A 21240-nucleotide genomic window follows, 5' to 3' on the forward strand; every position below is an offset into this window, starting at 1 on the left:
AAAACCGGTCAGTCAGCGGGGGAAGTGACGTACAGCGGTATTCCTACTGACAGTAAGTTACACCACTGTTACGCCCACGGCGGGGCGCTGCTGTCCCGGGATGCGGGCCGACCTTCAGACGACGGCGCCGTTGTCCGGGTCGTCCTCGTCCTCGTCGCCGGGGCGCAGCCGCCAGATCAGCGTGACGAAACCGGCCAGGATGCCGGTGAACCCGAACAGCGTCACCGCGGAGCGGTCGATCGGGAGCAGCCACGGGAAGAGGAACAGCACGAACCCGACGACCACCCCGAGCACGCCGATCACCGCGTACTTGCTGACCCGCGGCAGCGGCGGTGGTGGCGGTGGGTGGTAACCCTCGTCGTCCTCGTCGTCGGGCAGGTCGGCGCCGAAGGTGTCCAACCCGTCCAGCAGCGACGGCTCGTCCGGTCGGGTGCCGCGCCCCACTGAGATCCCGGAGATGTCCGTCGCGGACGGCAGCCGGCGAACGTCGGTGGCGGTCGGACCGGGCTCGTCGGTGCCGGAGCGGGTCAGCGGCCCGGAGGTCGACTCGTCCCGGTTGTCCCGCTCGTCCACGTCCTCCGACGCTGGCCACGGGTGGTCACCGGGCGTGGAGGTGGTGTGGAAGCCCGCCACGATCCGCGCCCACTCGGCGTCGATGTCCGGCTCGTCACGAGCCGGTGGCTGCTCCGGAGCGGTCTCGTCGGCGAGCTGGGTCAGGTAGTCCCGGGCGGTGGTCAGGTGCGAGCGGTCGACGTAGAGCCGGTCGACCGGCCGGGCCGGCACGGTGGTGGTGCGGGTGACCGGGTTGAGGTCGGCGGAGGGCTGGAGGTAGGCGGCAATCCCGCCGGCGGCCAGCACGTCGAGCAGGTGTTCACCGACGCGCGGATCGACGTCGCCGACGACGGCGTACTCGTTCGCGTCGAGCCCGTTGTCCCGCCGTCCCCGGCGGGCCCCACCCGCTGACACCCGGACATCCCCCTTAACGCGCCTTCCGGCGCGGCCACCGCTGCCCTTCGGCGCCCGTCCGCACGCCGTGCTCTGAATCGTGACACGTCAGGGCATGGTTCCGGGAGTGCGTTGTGTCGCGTCTTCCAAAGTCCCGGCTGCTCCCGCAGGTCGCGGCGCGGCTCCTTTGTCCGTTCTTGCGCGACAAGTGCGATCTCGGTGATCGCGGCCGGCGATACCTCGGCCCCCGAACGTCGTCCGTTGTGGTGAGAGCGCTCGCTTCGTAGGCTCGTCGGCGACGACGGCTGGCGCTGTCGCGGGCACACCACGGGAAAGGACGCCGGTGCTCTACTGGCTGCTGAAGTACGTCATCCTCGGTCCGCTGCTCAAACTGATCTTCCGCCCGCAGGTGGAGGGCCTGCGCAACGTGCCGGCGACCGGCCCGGTGATCCTGGCGAGCAACCACCTTTCCTTCTCCGACTCGATCTTCACACCGTTGATCACCGCCCGGAAGGTCACCTTCGTCGCCAAGGCCGAGTACTTCACCGGCAAGGGGATCAAGGGCTGGCTGACCAAGATGTTCTTCGTCGGCACCGGCACGATTCCGGTGGACCGCTCCGGTGGTCGGGCCGCGCGCGCCGCCCTGGACACCCAGTTGCAGGTGCTGCGGGCCGGGGGAGTGGCCGGCATCTACCCCGAGGGCACCCGCTCCCCGGACGGGCGGCTCTACCGGGGCAAGACCGGGGTGGCCCGGCTCGCCCTGGAGAGCGGCGCGGTGGTGGTGCCCGTGGCCATGCTCAACGCCGACGAGATCCAGCCGCCGGGCAAGCTCATCCCCAAGATCGACCGGGTGAAGATCCGGTTCGGGGCGCCGCTGGACTTCTCCCGCTACGCCGGGCTGGCCGGCGACCGGTTCGTCGAGCGCGCGGTCACCGACGAGATCATGTACGAGTTGATGGAGCTCTCCGGTCGGGAGTACGTGGACGTCTACGCCCAGAAGCTCAAGCAGCCCGTCCCGACGCCGCTGGCCGCCTGAGCCACCGCCGGGCCGGCCCGGTCGGCGGTCAGGGCAGGTGGAGCAGGGCGGGCGCGCGGTGACGGGTGGCGAAGTCGTGCAGGCGGGCGCGGGTCGCCGCGGCGGCGGGTGGGTCGGTCTCGGCCAGCGGGCCGATGGCCAGCGCCAGCGTGATGATCTCGTCGGTCACGTCGGTCATCCGGGCGTAGCTCGCCGCCGCCGAGCGCAGCAGGTTCGCCGCGGTCGAGGCGTCCCCGGCGTGCCGGGCCAACGTGGCGTCGGCTACCTGACCGGTCGCGTGAGCCCACGGAGTCATCCGGGGCGCCCGGTCGAGCAGTTGCCGGACCAGCCGGGCCGCGTCCGCGCCGAGCACTCCGGCGACGTGCCCGACGGCCGGCACCCACTCCGCGAACGGAATCATCCGGGTCCGTTGCCAGTCGTCGTCCAGCTCGGTGAGCAGCGCCATCGCCTCGTCGCGGCGGCCCTGCACCGCCCGGCAGAGGGCGGCGTGCGCCAGGGTGGAGCGCAGCACCCGGTGGAAACCGGTGCGCCGCGCCGCGACCAGCGCCTGCTCGACCAGATCCCCACCCGTTGCGGCCGGCCCCGCAGTTTCGTCGGGCCCGTCGGGTCCGACCAGCTCGGCTCCGGCCAGCCCGCGCATCCAACCCGAGACCGCCACGATGTGCAGGTCCCACTCGGCGGTCGGCCGTCGGGTCGACTCCGCCGCCATCGCCAGCGCCGCCGTCCAGTCACCCGCGTAGTACGACCGCGCCCACTGGTCGGCGAAGCTGGTGGCCAGGCTGTGCTCGCCGCCCAGGTCGAGGGTGAGCTGCTCGTCGACCAACCGGGCCGAGCCGGCCAGGTCGCCCTCCTCCTGCAACGCCCAGGCGAGGTTCTGCACCGCCCGGCGCCGACTGGTGAGTCGCTCCACCCGGCAGTGCTCGGTCACCTCCGCCAGCTCCGGGAACGCCTCGGCGGAGCCGGACAGGTAGCGCGCCACGGCCAGGGTGATCCGCGCGTTGGCCTGGACCTCGCGCAGCTGGAGCCGCTCGGCGAGGGACTCCGCCGCCCGCGCCGCGGTGCACGCCGGTTCGGTCTCCGCGTTCAGCATGTGCACCCGGGCCAGCTCCAGCAGGGCGCTCGCCTTCTCCTGACTGTCCGGTAGGTCGCTGTAGATGCCGATCGCCTGGTCCAGGAAGCGCAGGGTCGTCGAGCGGTCGGCGCGACTCCACGCGGCGGTGGCGAGCAGCGTCCAGGCGCGGGCCGCCCCCGTCCGGTCGCCGCTGGTGGTGAGCCGCTCGGCCAGCCGGGTCAGGGTGTCCGTGCCCCCCGCCACCAGGAAGGCGTCCCCGTCCCGATAGAACGCCAGCTCGGCGTCGAACAGCTCCAGCGCCGGGTCCGGCCCGACGTCCAGGGCCAGCGCCCGGCCGACCAGCGCGGCGGCGGTGTCCAGCGCGTGCAGCTCGTACGCCCGGCGGGCCGCCCGGTGCAGCGCGGCCCGCGCCGGCGGGGCGTAGGGGGCGGTGTCCAACCCGACGGTCCTGGCGATCTCGTGTGCCGCCCAGCGATGGTTGGCCAGCACCTCGGCCAGGTCGTACTGCCGGCCGTCGGTGAGCTGCGCCATCCAGTCGGCGGTGCGTTGGTGGCGCAGCACCCGCTCGGCCCTGGGCAGCCGCTGATAGCAGACGTCGCGCACCAGGATGTGCCGGAACCGGTACTCGGGCTGGCCGGGCATCGTCGACGTGCTCTGCTCGTACACCAGGTCGCGACGTTGCAGGCGGTCCAGCGCGCGCTCCACCCACTCCACCGGCCGCCCCAGCGCCATCGCCACCGGCGCGGCCCAGAACACCACGCCGACCACGGCGGCGGCCTGGAGCACCGCCCGGTCGGCCGGGTCCAACAGGTCGAGCCGGTTGGCGATGACCGCCTGCACGGTGCGGGGCATCTCCGCGCCGCCGTCGAGGTCGAGGCGGGGGGTCGGACCGACCGCGTCGAGCAGGCCGCCGTCCAGCAGCATCCGGGCGTACTCCTGGGCGTAGAGCGGGTTGCCGTCGGCGAACTCGATCAGCGGGGTACGCGAGCTGGACGGCAGCGTCGCCTGGCCAAGGAGCAGCGAGTACAGCGTGTCGATGTCGGTGTCGTGCATCGGCGGCACCGAGATGGACATCGCGCCGCTGATCGTGCCGGTCCAGGCCGGGTTCCGTTCCCGCAGCTCCGGCCGGGCGGTTGCGACGACCAGCAGCGGTACGCCGCGTGCTGACGCGCCCAACTGCTCGACGAAGGCTAGCATCGCCTGGTCCGCCCAGTGCATGTCCTCGAAGACCAGCACGGTCGGGCCGGTGGCCGCCAGGGCGAGCAGGAACCGCCGCCAGGCGGCCTCGGTCTCGCCGGGGGTGAGCCGTTCACCGGGTACGCCGATCAGCGGCCCGAGCGCCTCGGCCAACCGGGTCGCGTGCGGGTCGGCGAGCTGCCCCAGCCGGGCCCGCAGCCGTTCGCGCAGCGCGGCCGGGTCGTCGACCTCCGGCACGCCCACCCAGGTCTTCACGATGTCCGACAGCGCGGCCCAGGTGACGTTCTCGCCGAACGGCGGGCACTGCCCGACGAGCCAGGTGATCGGCGGGCCGGGCATGCTGCCGGCGTGCCTGGCCAGTTCGCGCAGCAGCCGGCTCTTGCCCACACCGGCCGGGCCGAACACCGTCACCAACTGGGAGGTCCGCTCGGTCACCATCCGGTGCAGCGCGTTGACCAGCAGGCCGCGCTCGTGTTCCCGGTCCACCATCGGGGTCAGCTCGGCGCCGCGTGGGTCCCGGTGTGGCCGCACCTGGACGGCCAGCCAGATCCGGCTCACCGCGGACCGGCCGCGCAGGGTGACCGGTGGCTGGTCGGCGTACTCCATCTCGTGTCGGGTGGCCGACCAGGTGCTCTCGTCGACGACGACACCGCCCGGAGGGGCGAACCCCTGTAGGCGGGAGGCCGTGTTGACCACATCTCCGGTCACGAAGGCCTGCCCACCGTCGCGGGTGGCGGAGAGGTCGACCAGGGCCTCGCCGGTCGCGATGCCGACCCGGAAGCTCAGCGGCGGCTGCGGACCGGCGGGCTGGCGGGCCAGGTTCCGTTGCAGCTCCAGGCCGGCGCGGACACACCGCAACGCGTCGTTGTCGGTGGCCACCGGCGCGCCGAACAGCGCCATCGCCGCGTCGCCGATGTACTTCTCGACCACCCCGCCGTACTGGTGCACGATCCGACGCACCGTGGCGAAGTAGGTCTGCTGCAGACCACGGGCCTGCTCCGGGTCGGCCCGCTCCGCGTAGCTGGTGAAGTCCACGATGTCGACGAAGAGCACGCTGACCTGACGCCGGTCCTCCTGCACCGCGACGGCGTGGTCCCGCAGCGGTTGACCGCAGCTGGTGCAGAAGTTGACCTCGGTGCTGTTGGCATGCCCGCAGTGCGCACAGTTGACCCCGAGCGGCTGGCCACACCCGCCGCAGAAGCGGTCGTCCGGCCCGGCCGCGCGTGCGCAGTGTCCACACTTGAGGTCGATGTTCAGCTCCGTGGGCAAGAGAGGTCAGTATCGCGGCCGGTCGGCCAGTCGGCTACCCGACGTGCGGACGGGCAACGGCATCGATCGGTCGGGGTTAGTGTTCCGTACCAGGAAGTTTCATGTCAGGGAGAGTGCCGTGCAGGTACGACTGTCCGCCTCGTGGACCGATCCGGGTGGCACGCTGTGGGCGCCGGGCGACACGATCGACGTCGATGCGGTCACTCTCGCCGAACTGGAGGAGCAGGGCATGGTGGAAGAGCCTGAGGGTCAGTCGGGCGGGTCGGGGGAGACCACGACCACCTCGTCGAGCACGTCCACGGCTGGTAAGCCGACCGATCCGAAGAAGATCGGGCCGGGGCCGGGTGCGCCGCCGGCCGACAGCACGGAGAACTGATCGCCAGGGTGCGGTCGGCGGGCCATCGGTCCACCGACCGCACCTGTCTGTCCGGTCTCACCCGTTGGCCGCTGCGAACCTGCCCGGCGTCGGCAGACGTAGCCCCAGGGCCCGGGTGAGCAGGGGAGCGATCAGCCCCAGGGTGGCCAGCACACCCAACCCCGAGACGACCAGCACCCATCGTGGCCCGACCACCGCCAACAACGGTGCGCCGACGGCGTAGGCCAGTGCCTCCGCCGCGTACGGGAACATGTAGACGGTGCCGAACACCACGCCGAGCCGTTCGGCCGGCACGTTCTGCTGGATGAGGGTGTCGGCGGCGACGTTGTGCCAGCCCGCGCCGACACCGGCCACCGCCTGACCGGCTATGGCGAGCGCGATCACCGGGCTGAGGCCGGTGACCAGCGTTCCGGCGCCGAGCGCGAGCAACGCGCCGTAGAGGACCAGGTCCATCCGGATGCGTACGCCGGTTCTCGCCAGGCACATGGGACCGAGCACCATGCCGACGCCGTAGGCGGTGCCCAGCAAACCGATAGTGACCTCGGTGGCGCCCAGTTCGGCGCGTCCGAGAGGGACGATGGCGAGGTTGTCCAGCGCGGCGAACATCACCATCACCAGGAACCCGACCGAGACCGCACGGACGACGCTGTGCCCTCGGACCACCCGCAACCCTTCGCGCAGCACCGTGTGCAGTGGCTCGGACCGGCGGGTCGCGACGGTCGTCGAGAGCGTCCGGACTCCGCCGATCAGCAACGCGGAGAGAACGAAGGTCGCCGCGTCCACGAGCAGCGTGACGGTCAGCCCGAGGGTCGCCAGCAGGAGGCCGCCGACGGCCGGCCCGGCAGCGAGCCCGATGTTGACGCCCGTCGCGAGTTGCGCGTTCGCCGCCGGCAGTTGCTCGCGATCGACCAGGCGGGGGAGCAGGCTGCGTCCGGCGGGAGTGAACGCGGTGGCGGCCGTGGTAGCCGCGGTGATCAGCGCCAACAGGACGGGCAGGGGCGGCGCGAGCAGCGCGACGGCGAGGTACGTCAACGCCTGGGCGGTGTCGCAACCGATCATCAGCCGGCGCTGGTCGAACCGGTCGGCCAGGGCGCCGAGCAACGGTCCGAGCAGCCGGGGCACCGTCGATGCCAGCAGCAGCAGGGCGACCGCGCCGCCGCCGTGCCGGTCGTAGACGGCGATCAGCAGCGCCGTCCGGGCCAGCTGATCACCGGTGTACGACACCAGGCGCGCCGACCAGTACCGACGAAATGCGACATTGCCGCGGAGTAATGACATGACCGGTGGCTCCTCACTGCTGCGGGTATGTCGGCACGGGCCCTGGGACAGGGGCGGGCGCGGCAACCTTGTCAGCGTGGTGTGGAGGCCAACAACCGCTCTTCAGCCAGTGATTCATGTCGATTTGTCCTATTTCGTCCCACCGCTCTACGCCGTAGCGTCCTCGGCAAGACAGGCACGACAGGAACCACACAATCGACCAGGGGGACGACATGGCGACCACGACGACGACCACCACCACCACCGCGAGCGGCTGGGCCGGACCGGGCATCTGGGCCGGACCTGGTTTCTGGGCCGGACCGGGTTTCTGGGCCGGACCGGGCTACCAGTCGACCGCGGCCCGTTGGCCGGGCGCGACCCGCTGAGTCGGCCCGACCCGCTGAGCCCCGCGCGCTGAACCGCGTGCACGGTGACGCCGGCTGCCACTGGCAGCCGGCGCAGCCGTGCGTACGGGTGGGGGAGTTGGTCGGCGACGGGTGACGGCCGTCCAGATCGAACGCTCGGCCGCCGACGAAACCGGGGCGGGCCGGTCGGTCAGCGGTCGGCCATGCCGGCGCGGCGGCGCAGCGCGGCCACGTCGGTCACCACGATGCGGCGGCCCTCGGTGCGCAGCCAACCACGGCTGGCGAACGAGCCGATCGCCTGGTTGACGCTCTGCCGGGAACCACCGGCCATCTCAGCCAGTTGGCTCTGGTTGAGCTCGATCGTGATCATCGGTGCCTGGCTCTCGCCGGCCAACCGCACCAGCGTCTTGGCCACCCGACCGGGCAGGTCGAGGAAGACGTGGTCGGCGTTCTGCTCGGTGAGTCGGCGGATCAGCCCGCCCAGTGAGCGCATCACCGCGTCCAGGATGCGGGGGTTGGAGTGCACCAACTCCATGAACGCGCCCCGGGAGAGCGCGAGCGCCGCGCAGTCCTCGATGGCCTCCGCCGAGGCGGACCTGGTGGACGCGTCGAGCAGGGAGACCTCACCGAGCACGTCCGGTGGACGGATAACCGACAGCACGGCCCGCTCGCCGGTGGGTGCGGTGCGAAAGACCGCCACCGCGCCGCGGCGCAGCACGATCAGGGACTCGCCGGGGTCGTTCTCCACGAAGAGCAGTTGGCCCTTGCGATAGGTGCGCGGAACGGCGGCGGCGATGACACGCTGCCGCACCTCGGGCTCCAGCCCGGCGAACATCTCGACACCCGTGAGCGCGTCACCCGGCTCCGGCAGGCGAACCTCCACGGCCCAACCCCTCCCCCGGTCATGGACCACAACTCGCTCACCGGGCGAACCTGATGGGCCCCGACAAGGTGAACTGACACCGATTCGGCGTCCGGTAGCGGTACACATCAGATCATGACGGTCCGGTCGCTTGCTGTACACCCCTCGAAGCACTTCCGTGACCGTCACGAGCTGCGACGCGTCGTTCACGAGGTGTCGCCGTGGCTCGACGGGCCTCCGGACGGGCCCCGCCGGGCGCGGCCGTACGGCGGTGGGCGAGGATGCCCGGAATGGTCTACCGCTACTTCTACGACTGCGAGTTCATCGAGGACGGCACGACCGTCGACCTCGTCTCGATCGGTGTCGTCGACGAGTACGGCCGCGAGTTCTACGCGGTCTCCACCGAGTTCGACGACTCCCGCGCCGTGCCCTGGGTCCGACGCAACGTGCTGGACAAGCTCCCCTCCCCGGCGGACCGGGCCTGGCGCTCGCGTGAGCGCATCCGCGACGACCTGTACGACTTCCTGATGGAGCCGATCCGGGACCGGCCGGGGGAGCAGCTGGAGTTGTGGGCCTGGTTCGCCGCGTACGACCACGTGGTGCTCGCCCAGCTCTGGGGTGCGATGCCGGCGCTGCCCCGGGAGATTCCCCGCTACACCAAGGAGCTGCGGCAGCTCTGGGACGACCGGGGCCGGCCGCCCCTGCCCGACGCGGACGCGGCCCGGCACGACGCTCTGGTCGACGCCCGGCACAACCTGGCCCGCTGGCGGGCGATGACCGCCCGCTGAGTGGTGCCCCCGCCGCCGGAGGTTTGACCGGTTCTGTCCCGGGCAACGGTTCGACCAGCCGAGCCGAGGGAGATTGCCATGAGCGACCAGCCGAGCAGCGCCGCGGAGGCACGCGCCCGGGTCACCGGCCTGGCCCGGGCCGCGCGGATCTGCATGCTCACCACGACTGCCCTGGACGGTCGGCAGGTGAGTCGACCGATGGGGCTCCAGGAGGCCGAGTTCGACGGCGAGCTGTGGTTCTTCGCCTACGCCGACTCGGCCAAGGTCCGCCAGATCCGGGTGAACCCGGAGGTCAATGTCGCCTTCTCCGATCAGAAGCACAACGCGTGGGTGTCGATCTCCGGCACCGCCACCGAGGGGTTCGACCGGGCCCGGGCCGAGCAGCTGTGGAACCCGCTGCTCAAGGCGTGGTTCCCCGACGGGCTGGACACCTCCGGTCTCACGCTGATCAAGGTGCACGCCAGCTCGGCCGAGTACTGGGACTCGCCGAACAGCACTGTGGTGAACCTGCTCGACTACGCGAGGGCCGCGGTCACCGGCCGGCCACCGACGGCCGGCGAGAACCACGAGGTGACCTACTGACCGGGGGTGGGTGCCCGGGGCGCGCTGTCGTCGTACCGGCGGGCCGACTACAGTTCGCAGTGACGGCCCGCCCCGGGCCGGCAACGGCGCCGATGGTCTGACCTGACACATACCCTGGGGCATATCGGGCTTTACCTGATGCTCCAGGAGGATGAGCGGATCATGCGTATCGGCGTGCTCACCGGCGGCGGCGACTGCCCCGGTCTCAACGCGGTCATCCGGGCGGTGGTCCGCAAGGGCGTCGCCACTTACGGTCACGAGTTCGTGGGCTTCCGGGACGGCTGGAAGGGCCCGCTTGAGGGTCTGTCCCGCCCGCTGGACATCGCCGACGTTCGCGGCATCCTGCCCCGCGGCGGCACCATCCTCGGCTCGTCCCGTACCAACCCGTTCAAGATCGAGAACGGCGTCGAGCGGATCAAGGACAACCTTGCCGCCCAGGGCGTGGACGCGCTGATCGCGATCGGCGGCGAGGACACCCTCGGCGTGGCCACCAAGCTCTACGAGCTGGGCGTGCACGTCGTCGGCGTGCCGAAGACGATCGACAACGACCTCGGCGCCACCGACTACACCTTCGGCTTCGACACCGCGGTCAACATCGCGATGGAGGCCATCGACCGGCTGCACACCACCGCGGAGAGCCACCACCGCACCCTGGTCGTCGAGGTGATGGGCCGGCACGCCGGCTGGATCGCCCTGCACGCCGGTCTGGCCGGCGGCGCCAACGTGATCCTGCTGCCCGAGCGTCAGTTCGACGTCGACCAGGTGGCCGGCTACGTCGAGAAGCGCTTCCAGCACCAGTACGCCCCGATCGTCGTGGTCGCCGAGGGCGCCCAGCCGCTCGACGGCCAGATGGTCCTCGCCAACCAGGAGCTCGACTCGTTCGGCCACGTCCGCCTCGGCGGCATCGGCCAGTGGCTCGCCGAGCAGCTGGAGGCCAAGACCGGCAAGGAGGCCCGCACCGTGGTGCTGGGCCACATCCAGCGCGGTGGCACCCCGACCGCCTTCGACCGGGTGCTCGCCACCCGCCTGGGCCTGCAGGCCATCGACGCCGTCAACGACGGCGACTGGGGCAAGATGGTCGCGATGCAGAGCACCGACATTGTCCGGGTGCCCCTGGCTGAGGCCACCCGCGAGCTGAAGACCGTGCCGCTGGAGCGGTACGCCGAGGCCGAGGTCTTCTTCGGCAGCTGATCGATCGTCGGCGGCGCGGCGGGCCTGCGGGTCCGCCGCGCCGCGACCAATTCGAGGGGGTACGGGCCGACATGTCCGCCGGAGTGCACACGGTCGCGGTGATCGGCGCGGGCAAGATCGGTGAGCTGATGCTCTCCGGGCTGCTGCGCTCGGGGTGGCCGGTGGACCGGCTGCTGGCCACCGCCCGCCGACCCGCTCGCGCCGAGGAGTTGACCGCCCGGTACGGCGTACGGATGGTCGACAACCTGACTGCGGTGGACGAGGCCGCGGTGCTCGCGGTCTCGGTCAAACCGCAGGACGCCGCCGCGCTCCTCGACGAGATCGGCCCCAAGGTGCCGGCCGACAAGCTCGTCATCTCGCTCTGCGCCGGTCTGCCCACCAGCTTCTTCAGCCGCCGGTTGCCCGAGGGCACCCCGGTGGTGCGGGTGATGACCAACACCCCGGCGCTGGTCGACGAGGCGATGACCGCGATCTCCGCCGGCGCGTACGCCACCGGGGCGCACCTGACGTTGGCCGAGGAGATGTTCAAGCCGCTCGGCCAGACGATCCGGGTGCCCGAGTCGCAGCAGGACGCGGTCACCGCGCTCTCCGGCTCCGGCCCGGCCTACTTCTACCTGCTGGTCGAAGCCATGATCGACGCGGGGATCCTGCTCGGGCTGCCCCGTCAGGTGGCGCACGAGCTGATCGTGCAGACCGCGATCGGGTCGGCGGTGATGCTGCGCGACTCCGGCGAGCACCCGGTCAAGCTGCGCGAGGCGGTCACCTCACCGGCCGGTACCACCATCTCCGCGATCCGTGAGCTGGAGAAGCACGGCGTACGCGCGGCGATGCTCGCCGCGCTGGAGGCCGCCCGGGATCGCGCCCGCGAGCTGGCGGCACAGGCCGACTGAACGGTCGGGGCGCGTCGCGGGGCCGTGCGTGCCGCATACTGGCCCGGTGTTCACACTCGCCCAGGCCCGGCACCTGGTGGCCACCCTGCAACCGCGCGTCGACGAGTTGATCCGGGTCCGGGCCGACCTGGCCGAGTTGCGCGCCGACCTGGCCGACCACGGCGTGAGCGCGCTCGGCGGGCTGGCCGAGGTCAAGGCGCTCGAGGCCCGGCTGCACGCCGTCGTCGACGAGCTGCACCAGCACGACATCCAGGTCAAGGGCATCGCCCCGGTGCTGCTCGACTTCCCCGGCGAGCGGGCCGGCCGCGCCGTGCTCTGGTGCTGGCTGGAGGGCGACTCCGACGTGCGTTGGTACCACCGGGCCGAGTGCGGCTTCGCCGGCCGCCGCCCCCTCTGACCCCCCGCGTTCCGCGCCTCGCGCTCCGCGCCCGCCCCGCGCCTCTCCGCGCGTCTCCGCCCGTGCAGCCCGGGCCCCGCGCCTTCTTGCGCCCCCACCCGCTTGATCCACTCGGGTTCATGGAAATCGCGGTATCCGAGCGCGGCGGATGCCCCGACTTCCGGGAACCCGAGTGGATCAAGGGTGGCCGGCTCAGCCTGCCGCGGACGTCGGCAGGACCGGGCCAGGGACCTCGGTCACCGCGAACACCACCACGTTGTCGACGTAGTGGCCCCGCCGCCGGTCGAAGTCGCCCCCGCAGGTGACCAGGCGCAGCTCCGCCCCGGGCGTCGGGCCGTAGACCACGGCGGTCGGAAACTGGTCCTTGCGGGTACGCAGCGACCCGGTCACCCGGAACGGCAGCCGCTGCCCGCCGCGCCACACCTCCACCAGGTCGCCGGGCCGTAGCTCGCCGAGCCGGGCGAAGACGGCCGGGCCGCGTCGTGAGTCCAGGTGCCCGGCGAGTACGGCCGGGCCGGTGTCGCCCGGGGCCGGGCCGCCGCCGTACCAGCCAGCGGCGTGGAAGTCGGTCGGCGGGATCAGCACGCCGGCGCGGTCCAGACCCAGCACGGTGAGCGGTGAGTCGACGTCGATGCGCGGTACGCGTACCCGCGTGGGTGGACCGTGTGGCGTGGGCGCGGCGGCCACCGACGGGCAGTCGTCGCCGCAGCCGGGGTGCCAGCTCGCCGCTGGCGGTGGCGGTCCGGTGGTGGCCAGGCCGACCCCGGTGCCGGCGGCCAGGCAGACCGCAGCGCCGGCCGCGACCAGCGCGGCCAGCGGTATCCGGCGGTCACGGTGCCGCCGGATCGACGGGTCCGGCCCGGCGCTCACCAGGTGGTGCGCCGCCGCCGACGCCAGAGCAGCAGGGCCGCCGCACCGGCCGCCGCGGCCAGACCGCCGGCCACCACTGGGTACGCGTCGAGCCCGGCCCCGGCGGTGCCACCGGCGCCGGTGTCCACCCCGCCGGCAGGGACGACGGTGCCGCCCTCGGCGTCGCGGCGCAGTTCTGCGGTGAGCCCGCCCTGTTTCGCGTCGAGCACCAGCAGCGAGTAGACCGCGCCGCCGGTGAGCCGCACCTCGGCGTCGGTGCTGGGCCCGCCGGCACCCGTCAGCTTCAGCCGCCAACTGCCCGGCTCGACCTGCTGGTAGTCGGTAGTGGTGGCGAACTGCACCCCGTCGGCGATCATCGGACCGTCGGCGGCGGCCACGTCGAGCACCGGGGTCCGCACCGACGCCTGGATGACCCGCACCTTGGCGCGGCCGTCGGTGGGCGCGCTGAGATCGTCGTTGAGCACCCGCAGGCCGAGGTCGGCGTGCCGGCCGACGCCGGCCACCGTGAAGGCGTCGCCGCTGGTCACCGCGACCTCGGTGGTGAGCACCGGGGGGTCGCTGGCGGGGGCGCCGGCCTCGCGCATGGCCACCGCGTACCGGCCCGGGGTGAGTTCGAGGTAGTCGGAGACCACGCCGTAACCGACCCCGGGGAAGACCTGCGGCTTCGCCGCGCCCGGTGCGGCAAGGTAGACGTCCACCGCAGGGGTGTCCGGGGAGAGGTGCGCGAGCCGGACGTAACCGACGGTGTCCGCGCCGGTCGCGGCGTTCGCCGGAACAGGAATGGCGGCGGCGGCGAGGGCGGTGCCGAGCAGGAGCGCGCCGGAGCCGGCCAACAGCCGGCGGGGCACGGTACGGAGCGTGTGCATGTCGCCTCCGGAGGCACGTTCGGTGAGCGGGCGGCAACCCAGAGAAACAGGGTCCCGTGAACAGGACTGCGGCGCAAGTTGCCACAGCGATGTTTTTGTCGGCTGTCGTTACCGGTCGCCTATTCTCGGGCGATGCGGGATCGCCGGGTGGCGCTGGCGTGGGCGGCCTTCGTCGTCGTCGCGCTGGTGTCCTGTGTGCTCGTCCTGCGCCGTCCGGATCGCCTCTCCGACCTGCACATCTACTACGGTGCGCTGTCCGATCTGCGCGCCGGCAAGCCGCTGTACGGATATGTCGCGGAGAACGGCGGTCCGTTCACCTATCCACCGTTCGCCGCTCTCGCGTTGTGGCCGATCACCGCCGTCAGCGAGGGCGTACTCCAGGGGATCTGGCTGGTCGCGACATGCGCGGCGGTCGTCGCCATCGCCGGGTCGGTGGGTGTCGCGCTGACCACCCGACAGTCCCGGCGCCCGCTCGTCGTGGCGCTGGCGGCCACCGTGCTGATGCTCTCCGCGCCGGTGCAGAGCAACCTACGCTTCGGGCAGGTCAGCATCTTCATCGTGCTGATGGCCCTGCTCGACGGGCTGGGCGTCGTCCCACCCCGAGTGCGCGGGACGCTGGTCGGGGTGGCCGCGGCGATCAAGCTCACCCCGCTGCTGTTCGTTGTCTACTTCCTCGCCGTCGGGCGCTACCGGGACGCCGGCCGGTCGGCGGCCACCTTCGTGGCCTGCGCGGGCCTCGCCGCGGTCGTGCTGCCCCGGGAGAGCTGGGCCTACTGGACCGAGACCGTGCGACAGACCTCCCGCATCGGCAATCTGTCCTCGTTGGGCAACCAGTCAGTGCACGGAATGTTGCTGCGCGTCGGCGTCGACGAGACGGCGCTGCCAGTGCTCTGGGCCGCCATGGTGGCACTGATCTGCGTGGCGGCGCTGCTTCGGGCCCGGCAGCTGACGCGGCAGGGCCGCCCCGGGCACGCCGCCGTGCTCGTCGGCTGCGCCACAGTGGCCGCGTCCCCGGTGTCCTGGACCCACCACCAGGTGTGGCCGGTGCTCGCCGCGATGCTGCTGATCGGCGCGTCCGGCGTCACCCAACGGGCCGCCGGCGCGGCACTGCTCGCCGCCATGGTCGTCTCACTGGGCGCGGTGCTCAGCCCGGTCTCGACGCGGCCGGGGGTGCAGTTCCTCTTCGAGAACGCCCGTGCCGTCGGGGTGTGCCTCCTGTGCCTCGTCGGCTTCGGCGGTGTCGCCGTCGCCGCCCAGCGCACGAGCAGACGACCGGCCGCCGGCCGTGCCTGGCTGCGGGTGGGCGTCATGGCCTCGGTGGCGCTCGCGTTCTTCGCCGTGCAGCCGCTGCCGGCCGGAGCCGACCCCACCTTCAAGGCGTACACGCTCGACGACGTGGTCAACCCGCGATACTTCTTCGTCTGCCGTGGCCCGGCCGAATGCGCCGAATACGCCACCGACGCGCCGGTCACCTTCGGCACCCGCGCCGAGAAGACCAAGGTCCGGGTCAACGGCGTGGTCTCCCCGCAGGTGACCCGCCTGGAGTACTACTCCGCCCCGGGTGGGGCACCCCGGGCCATTCCGCTGCTCGCCCCGTACCCGGGTTCGCGTACCTTCTCGTTCCGGTCGGCGACGATGGCCCACGGTCGGCTCGTCGCGTACGCCGCGGACGGGCAGCCGATCGCCAGCTACGACGACGAACTCGCCGCCGCCCTCCGCACGACCACCCGGTAGGCGGTCGCGGGGAGGGCGGCGGGCTGGCGTTGCTCAGCGGGTGGCGGCGGCCAGGGCGGCGCGCAGCTTCGCGGCGTCGCCTGGGGCCGGGTGCTCCCAGTCCGTCGGGCTGGCGGAGTAGAGCGTGCCGTACGCCGGGGTGTCCGGCTGGTAGCGCCACCCCTCGGCCAGCGGGCCGACGTCCACCGCGTCGTAGCCGATCCGGTCCAGGAAGGCGGTCACCTCGGCCTTCGCGGCGGCGTCGTCACCGGCGATCGCGAGGGCGCTGCGGTCGGCCGCGCCGGACGGCCGGGGGAGCGCGGCCAGGCCCTTGAAGTAGATGTTGTTGAAGACCTTGACCACGCGCGAGTCCGGCAGGTGTCGCTGGAGCAACTCGCTGCTGGTGGTCTCGCCGGAGTCCAGCTCCGGGAAGGTGCCGTCGCGCTGCGGGTAGTAGTTGTTGGTGTCGATGACGACCTTGCCGGCCAGCGGTTCCACGGGCACCGCGCGGTACGCCTTCAGCGGCACACTGACCACCACCAGGTCACCGACCTGCGCCGCGTCCTGCGTGGTGCCGGCGCTGGCGTGCTCGCCCAGGGTCTCCACCAGGTCGGTGAGGGTCTCCGGGCCCCGCGAGTTGCTCAGCACCACGTCGTAGCCGGCGTCAACGGCCAGCCGGGCCACGGTGCCGCCGATGTTGCCACTGCCGATCAGTCCCACAGTTGTCATGCTCGTTCCCAACTCCGTCCACCCGCGACGCATTCCCGACCAGGCTGGTGGGTTACTCGGTTGTCCGTCGCCGGGCGGCTGATCCGGCTGCTCGCGACCTTCGCCGTCCCGGCGGGTGCCTGGCTGGCGCCGCGAGCCCGTCCTGCACAACGTACTGCCCATGCTGGTCGCCGACCGGCTCTCCGGGGACGTGCCACTCTCCGGGGTGGACGCGTGGACCGCCCGGCTGCCCCGCAGTGCCGGCCCGGCAAGATCGCGCTCGATCCGGGATGTGGTGGCATGCGAAGGCCGGGAGGCCACTACATCCACGCTCGAGCGCGATCAAGGCGGTGACGTGGAGTGCCGCCGGGGTGTCAGGGGGTGGGGAGGGTCTTTTCGATGGCTGCGCGCAGGTCGTCGGAGCCGGGCTCGACAGTGGGGGCGAAGCGGGCGGCGACCGAGCCGTCCGGGGCCACCAGGAACTTCTCGAAGTTCCAACGCACGTCACCGGTGTGCCCGTCGGCGTCCGGGGTGTTCACGAGCGCGGCGTAGAGCGGGTGCCGGTCGGGGCCGTTGACGTCGACCTTCTCGGTCAGCGGGAAGGTGACCCCGTAGTTGACCTGGCAGAAGTCGCTGATCTCGGCGGCGCTGCCCGGCTCCTGCCCGGCGAACTGGTTGCACGGCACGCCGAGCACCACGAGGCCCTGGTCGGCGTAGGAGTCGGCGAGCGTCTGGAGGCCCGCGTACTGCGGGGTGAGGCCGCAGCGGGAGGCCACGTTGACGATCAGCAACGCCCTGCCGCGGTAGCGGGCCAGGTCGGCGGGGCCGCCGTTGAGGGCGTCGATCGGGATGTCGAAGACGGTCATGGGCCGAGGCTACGCGCCGGTCGGGTGTCGACCCGGGGTGGGCGCAGCGTACGCACTCCGTGCACCAGGAGAAATCGAAACATGCGCATCTTGACGAACTGATGACGCCGTGAGTACCGTCTCACCATCTCTTTTGGAAAGTTTCCTAACAGTTCGGGAGACGCCTCATGAAAAGATCGCTCCGCCGGGCCCTCTGGGCCGGTGCCGTGGTCGCCGTGACCGTCGCAGCGGTGCCGGTCACCACCGCGTTCGGCGCCGGCACGGTCACCACCACCTTCACCAAGGCGCAGGACTGGGGGACCGGTCACGAGACGAGGGTGACCGTCACCAACGGCTCCAGCGCCACTGTCACCACCTGGCGCATCGAATTCGACCTGCCGTCGGGCACCACCATCAGCAGCGCGTGGGACGCCGACGTCACCAGCAGCGGCAACCACTACGTCGCGGTCAAGAAGAGCTGGGCCGGCGGCATCGCCCCCGGCGCCTCGTTCAGCTGGGGCTACAACGGCAGCGGCGCCTACAAGGCACCGCTGAACTGCACCATCAACGGTGCCGCGTGCGGCGGCGGGACGACCCCGCCGACCACCACCCCACCGACCACCACCCCACCGACGACGACGCCGCCCACAACGCCTCCGCCCACCACGCCGCCGCCGACCACCAACCCGCCGAACCCCGGTGGCAAGAAGGTTGTCGGCTACTTCGCCGAGTGGGGCGTCTACGGGCGCAACTACCACGTCAAGAACATCCAGACGAGCGGCTCGGCCGCCAAGCTGACCCACATCCTGTACGCCTTCGGCAACACCACCGGTGGCCGCTGTTCCATCGGCGACAGCTACGCCGACTACGAGAAGGCGTACACCGCGGCGGACAGCGTGGACGGCGTCGCCGACACCTGGGACCAGCCGCTGCGCGGCAGCTTCAACCAGCTGCGCAAGCTCAAGCAGATGAACCCCCACCTCAAGGTGATCTGGTCGTTCGGCGGCTGGACCTGGTCCGGCGGCTTCACCCAGGCCGCACAGAACCCGGCCGCGTTCGCCGAGAGCTGCTACAACCTGGTCGAGGACCCGCGCTGGGCGGACGTCTTCGACGGCATCGACGTCGACTGGGAGTACCCGAACGCCTGCGGTCTGACCTGTGACACCAGCGGCCCGAACGCGTTCAAGAACGTGATCAGCGCGCTGCGGTCGAAGTTCGGGTCCAGCGCCCTGGTCACCGCCGCCATCACCGCGGACGGCAGCAACGGCGGCAAGATCGACGCCACCGACTACGCCGGCGCCATCGGCAACCTCAACTGGCTGATGCCGATGACCTACGACTACTTCGGGGCGTTCGCCGCCCAGGGTCCGACGGCACCGCACTCCCCGCTCACCTCGTACACCGGCATCCCGCAGCAGGGCTTCAACTCCGACGCGGCGATCCAGAAGCTCAAGAGCAAGGGCGTCCCGGCCAACAAGCTGCTGCTCGGCATCGGCTTCTACGGTCGGGGCTGGACCGGTGTCACCCAGGCCGCTCCGGGTGGCAGCGCCACCGGCGCGGCGCCGGGCACCTACGAGGCTGGCATCGAGGACTACAAGGTCCTCAAGAACACCTGCCCGGCCACCGGCACGATCGCCGGTACCGCGTACGCCAAGTGCGGCAGCAACTGGTGGAGCTACGACACCCCGTCGACCATCAACGGCAAGATGACGTACGCGAACAACCAGGGCCTCGGTGGCGCGTTCTTCTGGGAGCTCTCCGGTGACACGAGCAACGGCGAGCTCATCGGCGCCATCAAGGGCGGTCTCGGCTGAGCCGAGGGCCGACGCACCACCCACACGGCGGGAAGGGGCCCGCACCGTCCCTTCCCGCCCGTGACACACCGGCCCGGTCGACGCCCAGCGTCGGCCGGGCCGCCGCCGTTGGGTTCGGTCGGCCGAATGTGGCAGACTCGCGGCTCGGCACGTCTCGATCTCACCGCTGACGGAGGTGATCATGCGCCCGACCCACCGCAGGCTGGCGGCGGCCGCTGCCGGGCTGATGCTGCTGCCGGTTGCCCTGGTCGGTTGCGGGATCGGCGGCGAGGACGAGGAGAAGTCCGCCGCCAAGCCGGCCCGAGCCCCCGCCGAGGAGGCCGCCACCCGCTCCCGGGAGCGCGTGCAGGCGTACCTCGACGCGATGGCGGCCAAGGACGTCGCCGCCGGCCGCAGCCAGCTCTGCGCTCTGCTGCACGACGGCTTCGACCTGGGCGCCACCGGCCCCAACGGTGACTTCGCCGACCACTTCCAGGTGCCGGAGGCCGCCATCACGGACATCCGGCCCGGTCCGCGCGGGCAGGAGGTCAGCGTCTCGGTCTCGGTCACCGCGGGCAAGCGCACCGTCGTCCGGCCGTTGGTCTTCACCGTAACCCGGGACGGAAGCGACTGGTGCATCGCCGGCGAGGCGCCGGGTGGGCCGGCCGCCCCGACGCCGACCGGCGTCGCCCCCACCCCCGCGTCCTGACCAGCGCCCGGCAGATTGATCTCCCATCTGCCGGAACCGTCCCCCTCGCCGCCCGGCCACCCCGACCGTCGCCGTACGCTTTCTGTCATGCGCCATGAGTGGCATCAGCTGAGCCATCCCGCGGTGGGCAGCCCGGGCCTGCAGACCAGCCGACCGACCATCGACTCCGCCGAGGACGCCGCACTCGGTCTGGACCGATGGCGGGAGCTGCCCCGTGAGCAGGTCCCGCCGTGGTCCGACCCGGCTGCCGTGGCCGCGGTCTGCAAGGTCCTCGACACCGTGCCGTCGGTCGTCGCGCCCTACGAGGTGGACCAGCTCCGGCAGAAGCTCGCCCTGGTCTGCGAGGGCAAGGCGTTCCTGCTGCAGGGTGGTGACTGCGCCGAGACGTTCGTGGACAACACCGAGAGCCACCTGCTGGCCAACGCCCGCACCCTGCTCCAGATGGCGATCGTGCTCACCTACGGCGCGTCGCTGCCGGTGGTCAAGGTCGCCCGGGTCGCCGGGCAGTACACGAAGCCCCGCTCGCTGCCGACCGACGCCCGCGGCCTGCCCGCGTACCGCGGCGACATGATCAACTCGCTGGAGGCCGACCCGGCCGCCCGGGTCGCCGACCCACAGCGCATGATCCGCGCGTACGCGAACTCGGCGGCGGCGATGAACATGCTCCGGGCGTACCTCGCCGGCGGGCTCGCCGACCTGCACGCCGTGCACGACTGGAACAAGGGCTTCGTGAAGAACTCCCCGGCGGGGGAGCGTTACGAGGCGATCGCCCGGGAGATCGACCGGGCGCTGGCCTTCATCCGGGCCTGCGGCATGACCGACGACGAGGCGCTGCGTACCGTCACGCTCTACTGTTCCCACGAGGCCCTGGCGCTGGAGTACGACCGGGCGCTCACCCGGGTCTCCGACCGTCGGGCGTACGGGCTCTCCGGGCACTTCCTCTGGATCGGCGAGCGCACCCGGCAGATCAGCGGGGCGCACATCGACTTCATCTCCCGGATCGCCAACCCGATCGGGGTCAAGCTCGGCCCGACCACCTCCCCGGACGAGGCGATCGAGTTGTGCGAGAAGCTCAACCCGGACAACATCCCCGGTCGGCTCACCCTGATCAGCCGGATGGGCAACCACCGGGTACGCGACGCGCTGCCGCCGATCGTCGCCAAGGTCACCGCCGCCGGAGCCAAGGTGGTCTGGCAGTGCGACCCGATGCACGGCAACACGCACGAGTCGTCCAACGGCTACAAGACCCGGCACTTCGACCGCATCGTCGACGAGGTGCTCGGCTACTTCGAGGTGCACCGGGGGCTGGACACCCACCCCGGCGGCCTGCACGTCGAGTTGACCGGCGAGGACGTCACCGAGTGCCTCGGCGGCGCCCAGGGGATCGAGGATCTCGACCTGCCCGACCGGTACGAGACCGCCTGTGACCCGCGACTGAACACTCAGCAGTCGTTGGAGTTGGCCTTCCTCGTAGCGGAAATGCTGCGTGGCTGAGCTTGCGAGCCCGCA

20 protein-coding genes are annotated in these 21240 nt (G+C 71.8%); 12 read left to right on the forward strand and 8 right to left on the reverse strand.

Going from position 1 to position 21240, the window contains the following annotated elements:
* Window positions 1–114: 114 nt before the first annotated feature.
* Window positions 115–966, reverse strand: a complete 852-nt coding sequence (locus GUI43_RS22325; RefSeq protein ID WP_112582789.1) for a DUF308 domain-containing protein — start codon at window positions 964–966, stop codon at window positions 115–117.
* Window positions 967–1288: 322 nt separating this feature from the next.
* Between GUI43_RS22325 and GUI43_RS22330 the strand changes: the two genes are divergently transcribed.
* A complete protein-coding gene (locus GUI43_RS22330; protein WP_112582788.1) occupies window positions 1289–1981 on the forward strand; it encodes a lysophospholipid acyltransferase family protein in 693 nt (230 codons plus the stop codon).
* Window positions 1982–2009: 28 nt separating this feature from the next.
* Here the strand turns inward: GUI43_RS22330 and GUI43_RS22335 are convergent, their stop codons facing one another.
* Window positions 2010–5519, reverse strand: a complete 3510-nt coding sequence (locus GUI43_RS22335) for an AAA family ATPase (protein ID WP_249037822.1) — start codon at window positions 5517–5519, stop codon at window positions 2010–2012.
* 118 nt (window positions 5520–5637) lie between these two features.
* On the opposite strand from GUI43_RS22335, the gene GUI43_RS22340 reads away from it, so the two are divergent.
* Window positions 5638–5895, forward strand: a complete 258-nt coding sequence (locus tag GUI43_RS22340; RefSeq protein ID WP_084597913.1) for a hypothetical protein — start codon at window positions 5638–5640, stop codon at window positions 5893–5895.
* Window positions 5896–5952: 57 nt separating this feature from the next.
* On the opposite strand, the gene GUI43_RS22345 is transcribed toward GUI43_RS22340, so the two are convergent.
* Window positions 5953–7173 (reverse strand): MFS transporter, encoded by a 1221-nt coding sequence (locus GUI43_RS22345; RefSeq protein ID WP_112699719.1) that lies wholly within the window; start codon window positions 7171–7173, stop codon window positions 5953–5955.
* 212 nt (window positions 7174–7385) lie between these two features.
* On the opposite strand from GUI43_RS22345, the gene GUI43_RS33955 reads away from it, so the two are divergent.
* Window positions 7386–7538, forward strand: a complete 153-nt coding sequence (locus tag GUI43_RS33955) for a hypothetical protein (RefSeq protein WP_170158774.1) — start codon at window positions 7386–7388, stop codon at window positions 7536–7538.
* Between the two features lie 169 nt (window positions 7539–7707).
* On the opposite strand, the gene GUI43_RS22350 is transcribed toward GUI43_RS33955, so the two are convergent.
* Window positions 7708–8400, reverse strand: a complete 693-nt coding sequence (locus GUI43_RS22350) for a Crp/Fnr family transcriptional regulator (RefSeq protein ID WP_091407574.1) — start codon at window positions 8398–8400, stop codon at window positions 7708–7710.
* Window positions 8401–8669: 269 nt separating this feature from the next.
* Between GUI43_RS22350 and GUI43_RS22355 the strand changes: the two genes are divergently transcribed.
* From GUI43_RS22355 to GUI43_RS22375, 5 genes are all read left to right on the forward strand, one after another.
* Complete coding sequence (locus GUI43_RS22355) at window positions 8670–9167, forward strand: polyadenylate-specific 3'-exoribonuclease AS (RefSeq protein ID WP_091407578.1); 498 nt, start codon at window positions 8670–8672, stop codon at window positions 9165–9167.
* Window positions 9168–9245: 78 nt separating this feature from the next.
* Window positions 9246–9749, forward strand: coding sequence for a pyridoxamine 5'-phosphate oxidase family protein (locus GUI43_RS22360; RefSeq protein ID WP_091407580.1), 504 nt, complete (start codon window positions 9246–9248; stop codon window positions 9747–9749).
* Window positions 9750–9911: 162 nt separating this feature from the next.
* A complete protein-coding gene (locus GUI43_RS22365; protein WP_091408060.1) occupies window positions 9912–10940 on the forward strand; it encodes a 6-phosphofructokinase in 1029 nt (342 codons plus the stop codon).
* A 71-nt stretch (window positions 10941–11011) separates the two neighbouring features.
* Complete coding sequence (gene proC, locus GUI43_RS22370; protein WP_112699720.1) at window positions 11012–11830, forward strand: pyrroline-5-carboxylate reductase; 819 nt, start codon at window positions 11012–11014, stop codon at window positions 11828–11830.
* 46 nt (window positions 11831–11876) lie between these two features.
* Window positions 11877–12227, forward strand: coding sequence for a DUF2203 domain-containing protein (locus GUI43_RS22375; protein ID WP_036412622.1), 351 nt, complete (start codon window positions 11877–11879; stop codon window positions 12225–12227).
* A gap of 192 nt (window positions 12228–12419) precedes the next feature.
* On the opposite strand, the gene GUI43_RS22380 is transcribed toward GUI43_RS22375, so the two are convergent.
* Both GUI43_RS22380 and GUI43_RS22385 read right to left on the reverse strand, forming a co-directional pair.
* A complete protein-coding gene (locus tag GUI43_RS22380; RefSeq protein WP_249037823.1) occupies window positions 12420–13097 on the reverse strand; it encodes a class F sortase in 678 nt (225 codons plus the stop codon).
* Window positions 13094–13963 (reverse strand): DUF4397 domain-containing protein, encoded by an 870-nt coding sequence (locus tag GUI43_RS22385; RefSeq protein WP_112699721.1) that lies wholly within the window; start codon window positions 13961–13963, stop codon window positions 13094–13096. The genes GUI43_RS22380 and GUI43_RS22385 overlap by 4 nt, the downstream gene beginning before the upstream one ends.
* Before the next feature lie 132 nt (window positions 13964–14095).
* Between GUI43_RS22385 and GUI43_RS22390 the strand changes: the two genes are divergently transcribed.
* Window positions 14096–15697 carry a glycosyltransferase 87 family protein gene (locus tag GUI43_RS22390; RefSeq protein ID WP_112699722.1) on the forward strand — a complete coding sequence of 534 codons (1602 nt, stop codon included), beginning with the start codon at window positions 14096–14098 and terminating at the stop codon, window positions 15695–15697.
* Window positions 15698–15730: 33 nt separating this feature from the next.
* On the opposite strand, the gene GUI43_RS22395 is transcribed toward GUI43_RS22390, so the two are convergent.
* Both GUI43_RS22395 and GUI43_RS22400 read right to left on the reverse strand, forming a co-directional pair.
* Window positions 15731–16405, reverse strand: a complete 675-nt coding sequence (locus tag GUI43_RS22395; RefSeq protein ID WP_112582781.1) for an NADPH-dependent F420 reductase — start codon at window positions 16403–16405, stop codon at window positions 15731–15733.
* Window positions 16406–16758: 353 nt separating this feature from the next.
* The gene (locus GUI43_RS22400) at window positions 16759–17250 is read right to left on the reverse strand and encodes a glutathione peroxidase (protein ID WP_112699723.1); all 492 of its coding nucleotides are present in this window, start codon (window positions 17248–17250) and stop codon (window positions 16759–16761) included.
* A 167-nt stretch (window positions 17251–17417) separates the two neighbouring features.
* Between GUI43_RS22400 and GUI43_RS22405 the strand changes: the two genes are divergently transcribed.
* The 3 genes from GUI43_RS22405 (at window position 17418) to GUI43_RS22415 (ending at window position 21225) form a co-directional block, all read left to right on the forward strand.
* Window positions 17418–19043 carry a glycosyl hydrolase family 18 protein gene (locus tag GUI43_RS22405; protein WP_112601186.1) on the forward strand — a complete coding sequence of 542 codons (1626 nt, stop codon included), beginning with the start codon at window positions 17418–17420 and terminating at the stop codon, window positions 19041–19043.
* A 181-nt stretch (window positions 19044–19224) separates the two neighbouring features.
* Window positions 19225–19731 (forward strand): nuclear transport factor 2 family protein, encoded by a 507-nt coding sequence (locus tag GUI43_RS22410; RefSeq protein WP_112601187.1) that lies wholly within the window; start codon window positions 19225–19227, stop codon window positions 19729–19731.
* 87 nt (window positions 19732–19818) lie between these two features.
* Window positions 19819–21225, forward strand: a complete 1407-nt coding sequence (locus GUI43_RS22415) for a class II 3-deoxy-7-phosphoheptulonate synthase (RefSeq protein ID WP_091407607.1) — start codon at window positions 19819–19821, stop codon at window positions 21223–21225.
* Window positions 21226–21240 lie beyond the last annotated feature (15 nt).

Origin of the sequence: Micromonospora noduli (assembly GCF_003264365.1) — a bacterium.
Lineage (GTDB): Bacteria > Actinomycetota > Actinomycetes > Mycobacteriales > Micromonosporaceae > Micromonospora > Micromonospora noduli.